The sequence below is a fragment of the Arthrobacter sp. HMWF013 genome (assembly GCF_003061105.1).
Taxonomy (GTDB): Bacteria; Actinomycetota; Actinomycetes; order Actinomycetales; family Micrococcaceae; genus Arthrobacter.
Genome location: NZ_QAIQ01000151.1, coordinates 1 through 4,906, shown reverse-complemented (window position 1 = coordinate 4,906; position 4,906 = coordinate 1). Strand labels below are relative to the sequence as shown.

At 64.2% G+C, this 4,906-nt stretch carries 4 protein-coding genes and 1 pseudogene; all 5 read left to right on the top strand.

Translation table 11 applies throughout. From position 1 onward, the window contains the following. Positions 1–57 precede the first annotated feature (57 nt). Entirely contained in the window at positions 58–960 is a 903-nt protein-coding gene (locus tag DBR22_RS07070) for an intradiol ring-cleavage dioxygenase (RefSeq protein WP_108598421.1), read from the top strand. A 10-nt stretch (positions 961–970) separates the two neighbouring features. Further along, positions 971–2,272 (top strand): M18 family aminopeptidase, encoded by a 1,302-nt coding sequence (locus DBR22_RS07065; RefSeq protein WP_108598419.1) that lies wholly within the window; start codon positions 971–973, stop codon positions 2,270–2,272. Positions 2,273–2,657: 385 nt separating this feature from the next. Then, positions 2,658–3,473, top strand: a complete 816-nt coding sequence (locus DBR22_RS07060; RefSeq protein WP_108598420.1) for a glycosyltransferase family 2 protein — start codon at positions 2,658–2,660, stop codon at positions 3,471–3,473. A 1-nt stretch (position 3,474) separates the two neighbouring features. Continuing rightward, entirely contained in the window at positions 3,475–4,473 is a 999-nt protein-coding gene (locus DBR22_RS07055) for a glycosyltransferase family 2 protein (protein ID WP_108598418.1), read from the top strand. Positions 4,474–4,569: 96 nt separating this feature from the next. Next, positions 4,570–4,906, top strand: a pseudogene (locus tag DBR22_RS24375) (hypothetical protein); the annotation flags it as partial.

Genomic DNA, 4,906 nt, shown 5'->3' with positions numbered 1-4,906 from the left:
GGTTCCGCACAGGAACCGCCTATGCAAGGGATAGGCGCGGCCGGTTGGATGGGGGACATGACCAATCATGTTCCCCATCCCAACCATGACCGCGGCCTCGAATTTGATCTCTCCACGATGATGAGCCGCCGTTCGCTGGGCATGTTCTTCGGCGCAGGCGGCGCGGTTGCTGCCCTGGCGGCGTGCACGCCCGGCGGATCCGGCAGCACGGCCGGCACGACGACGTCGGCCGCCACCGGAAGTGCCACGGCTACCGGCACGTCGAGTGCCGCTGTCAGTGCGGCGGCGACGCCCTCCGCATCGCCCACGCTCACCCGGGCGATCGCCGAATGCGGCGTGGAGATTCCCGCGGAAACCGCGGGCCCGTACCCGGGTGACGGCTCGAACGGCCCCAATGTGCTGACGGCATCCGGAGTGGTACGGCAGGACATCACCACAAGCTTCGGGACAGGCAGCGCCCGGGCCGAGGGCGTGCCGCTGACCTTCACCCTGACCCTGCTCGACAACGCCAACGGGTGCGTTCCCCTTGCCGGGGCTGCGGTGTACGCCTGGCACTGCGACCGCGATGGGCGGTATTCCCTCTACGATTCCGGCCTGACCGGCGAGAACTACCTCCGCGGGGTCCAGGAGGCCGACGCGAACGGGCAGGTCACCTTCAGATCCATCTTCCCGGGCGCCTACCCGGGCCGCTGGCCGCACATCCACTTCGAGGTCTTCGAATCGATGAGCAACGCCACGGCTGCCGGGCAGGTGCTGGCGGTCTCGCAGATCGCCCTGACCCAGGCCGCCTGCGACGACGTCTACGGCAGTGCCGGTTACGAGGCCAGCGTCACCAACATGAAGCGGACCACCCTGCGGTCGGACAACGTCTTCGGCGACGACGGCGGGATCTACCAGTTGGCCACGATGACCGGTTCGGCCGGCACCGGGTACACGGCAGGGCTTAACGTGACCATCTAGACTCGGAACCATGCCTTCACCTTCCGCCGCAGACCACATCCAGGACCTTGGCGCATATGTCAGCGCGTCGCCGTCGAGCTTTCATGCCGCGCACGAAGCTGCCCGGCGCCTGGAAGCGGCCGGATTCACCGGGCTGGATGAACTGGAGCCATGGGACGGCGGGGCGGGACGGTTCTACATTGTCCGCGACGGCGCCCTGATCGCCTGGGTGGTCCCGGAAAACGCAGGGCGCACCACCGGGTTCAACATCCTGGGCGCGCACACTGACTCCCCGTCCTTCAAACTCAAACCAAAGCCCACCACCGGCGCACATGGCTGGCTGCAGGCCGGCGTCGAGGTGTACGGCGGTCCGCTGCTGAACTCCTGGCTGGACCGGGAGCTACTGCTGGCCGGCCGGCTGGTCATGCTGGACGGCACGCAGCACCTGACCGCCACCGGTCCCCTGCTCCGGTTCCCGCAACTGGCCATCCACCTGGACCGGAACGTGAATGACGGCCTCACGCTGGACAAGCAGCGGCACATGAACCCGGTGTGGGGATTGGGTAATCCTGCTGATTCCGATCTGCTGTCCGTGCTGGCTTCGCACGTCCCTGACGCAGCCGTTGATCCTGCCCTGATTGGCGGGTACGACGTCGTCATTGCGGACACGCAGGCGCCCGCGGTTTTCGGGGCCAATGGTGAGTTCTTCGCCTCCGGGCGGTTGGATAACCTTTCAGCGACCCACGCCGGGCTGGCGGCGCTGATCGCCGCTTCTTCTGTTTCGGGCGGCGCTGACGCGCCTATCGCCGTGCTGGCGGCGTTCGACCACGAGGAAATCGGGTCCAACTCCCGCTCGGGAGCCTGCGGCCCCATCCTCGAAGACGTGCTGGTCCGCATCTCCGACGGCCTTGGAGCAACGGTAAGCGAACGGCGGCGGGCGCTGGCGGCGTCGTTCTGTGTTTCCGCGGACGCCGGCCACGCGGTCCACCCCAACTACGCCGAACGGCACGATCCCGCCAACCACCCGGTCCTCAACGGCGGCCCGCTGCTCAAAATCAACGCCAACCAGCGGTATGCCACGGACGCTACGGGCGCGGCATTTTGGGCGAGGCTCAGTGCCGAGGCCAACGTGCCCTACCAGGAATTCGTATCCAACAACGGGGTTCCCTGCGGATCCACCATCGGGCCGCTGACGGCCACCCGGTTGGGAATCCGGACCGTGGATGTGGGTGTGCCGCTGCTGTCGATGCACTCTGCACGCGAACTTTGTGGCGTGCAGGACCCCGCGTTTCTGGCTAAGGTTGCCGAGCTGTTTTTTCGCACCGGAGCCTGACCGGCAGGCTTCACCGCCGCCCGCCCGCCGTGGATTTACGGGCATAAACAAGGCCCTATACCCTCATTGATTCTTTTGCCGGACATCCCCCATACCTAAAGAATTCACTTCCCGTTAATCCCTGTACTTACTTACAGGGGGTGGAAGCGCGCTGTAAAAGCGAGTACCGACTACTCGTGATAGCTCGTGATGCGGAACATAGGCTCTAATGCACGGCCAGAGTCAATGGCAAATGAGAGCTGGGGCCAGAGACCAGACCATGACCGGATGAAGCGTTGATGCCTCGCTCAGCTTCCAGGCTGGGTTAGGTGTTGACTCCACCCGCAAACGTCATGAAGTGGTGAGGTATTTGTCCATTTCCACCCAGCTCCCAATTACACTCCCGATGTTGGCATTCGAAGCCGTAAGGGCCTCGGTAAGTGTCGTCATCCCCACGCTGAACGAGGCGAAAAACATTCCGTGGGTTCTCCGCCGGATGCCCTCTTATGTGGACGAAATCGTGATCGTAGATGGCCGTTCAACGGATAACACCGTGGGAGTGGCACGCGCAATCCGCGAGGACGCCATCATCGTCAACGAAAAGCGCAAGGGAAAGGGCGTGGCCCTTCGCTCAGGTTTTGCAGCAGCCTCCGGAGACATCATCGTCATGTTGGACGCGGATGGCAGCATGGACCCCCAGGAGATCGGCTGGTTCGTCTCCCCGCTCCAGCATGACTACGACTTCGTCAAAGGCTCGCGTTATGTCACCGGGGGCGGATCCGAGGACCTGACCTGGTTGCGGAACGCCGGCAACAAGGCGCTGACCGGGTTGGCCAACACCGTGTTGCGCAGCGACTACTCCGACCTCTGCTACGGATACATAGCGTTCCGCAAGGAGTGCCTGGAGGTTCTGGAACTCGAATCGGACGGCTTTGAAATCGAAACGGAGCTGATTGTCCGGGCAGCCAGAGCGGGCCTCCGCATCGCCGAGGTTCCGAGCATTGAGCTTGACCGCATATCCGGAGCCTCGAATCTGCAGACGTTCCGTGACGGGTGGCGGGTCCTCAGCACCCTTGCACGCGAATGCACCGTCTGGGAGGCGCCCACTGCCGGTGCCCGTCCCGAGGCCCTGCGGCGCGTGAAGTATGCGTATGCAAATGTCAGGTTCCCGCGGACACCCACGGATCCGCAGAGCCTCCTGGCGCTGGCGGAAGGGCACTGACATGTTCATTCCCAGTGAGCCCCCAACTGTCTCGGTTGTCATATGCTGCTACACCCTGGAGCGCTGGGACCGGTTGCTTGACGTCATTGACTCGGTTCGAGCCCAGACGCTGGTCCCCCAGGAGGTCATTGTTGTGGTTGACCACAATGAGGACCTGTATGAGCGTCTTCGCTCCATTCTCGATGACGTGACCCTGGTCAGGAGCATGGGCCCTGTGGGGCTTTCCGGAGCCCGGAACACCGGGGTGGAGATTGCCAGTTCCGATATCCTGGCGTTCCTGGACGACGACGCCGAAGCGTCCCCGCAATGGCTCGAACGGCTCTTGGCATTTTATGACGACCCCGATGTGCTCGGTGTGGGCGGGCGCGTTGAACCGGTGTGGGAATACGGCCGCCCGTCGCACTTCGGCGAGGAACTCGACTGGATCGTGGGGTGCAGCCACCGCGGTCTGCCCAAGGTGGCGTCCGAAGTCCGGAATGTCATCGGCGCAAACATGTCCTTCCGGCTTGAAGTCCTCCGCCAGGTAGGTGGCTTCAACCTCGCCCTTGGCCGCCAAGGCTCAAAACCCCTGGGTTGCGAAGAGACCGAAATCTGTATCCGTTCCAGGATAGGTGCCCCCGGTTCACGGATCGTTTATGAGCCGGCGGCCCTGGTGCGCCACCACGTTCCCGCCCACCGGGGGACACTGCGCTACATGCTGTCCCGGTCCTGGTCCGAAGGAATTTCCAAGGCCCAGGTCAGTCAGGTGGTGGGCCACAAGCGGGCGCTTGGACCGGAACGCCGGTACGTGAAGAGCGTGCTGCCACGGGCTGTCCTGGCGGGACTTATCGACTGGGGCACCGGAAACAACCCCCGGGGCCTGGGCCGTGCAGGCTCCGTTATCGCCGTATTGGCTTTCACATCCGCCGGCTACTTGCGCGGGCGCCGGCTCGCGCACGTCTCCACGACCCAGCTCAGCAGGACTGCCCACCAAGGTTCACCTTGGAGGGAAGTCCAGTGAGTGAACTGTCGGCACCGTTGAGCTGCCGACAGTCGCCGCGCACAGGCGGTTGAAACTGCACCATGACGCGGCATCAACAAGGAGGGGAAAAACGTCATGCCAACCTACAACGAACGGGCCCGGTTGCTGGTGCGCGGGACTCCCTGGCCTGAAGTAGGGAGGGGAGCCGGCCGTCCGGCCGGTCCTCGCCTACGCGGGTCGTGGAAGCTGCGGCTTAATGCACTGCTGACAGCGCTGTTGCTGACCCTGGGCCTCCTGATGGTGCCCGGTGCGGCGTCGGCTGCCCCGGGGGATGTCGGGGTTGAGGGTCCGTCGCATTCGGGGACTGGGTCACCGACCGGCACAAAGCGCGCAACGAGTGCGTTGTGGTTCAATGACGGGTCCTGGTGGGGGAACCTGTGGGACACCGCCAGCTCGGATTTCCATATCTTCC

Coding starts and splice junctions, on each gene's coding strand:
- DBR22_RS07060 (WP_108598420.1), top strand. CDS start 2,658: ATGTTGGCATTCGAAGCCGTAAGGGCCTCGGTAAGTGTCGTCATCCCC.
- DBR22_RS07055 (WP_108598418.1), top strand. CDS start 3,475: ATGTTCATTCCCAGTGAGCCCCCAACTGTCTCGGTTGTCATATGCTGC.
- DBR22_RS07065 (WP_108598419.1), top strand. CDS start 971: ATGCCTTCACCTTCCGCCGCAGACCACATCCAGGACCTTGGCGCATAT.
- DBR22_RS07070 (WP_108598421.1), top strand. CDS start 58: ATGACCAATCATGTTCCCCATCCCAACCATGACCGCGGCCTCGAATTT.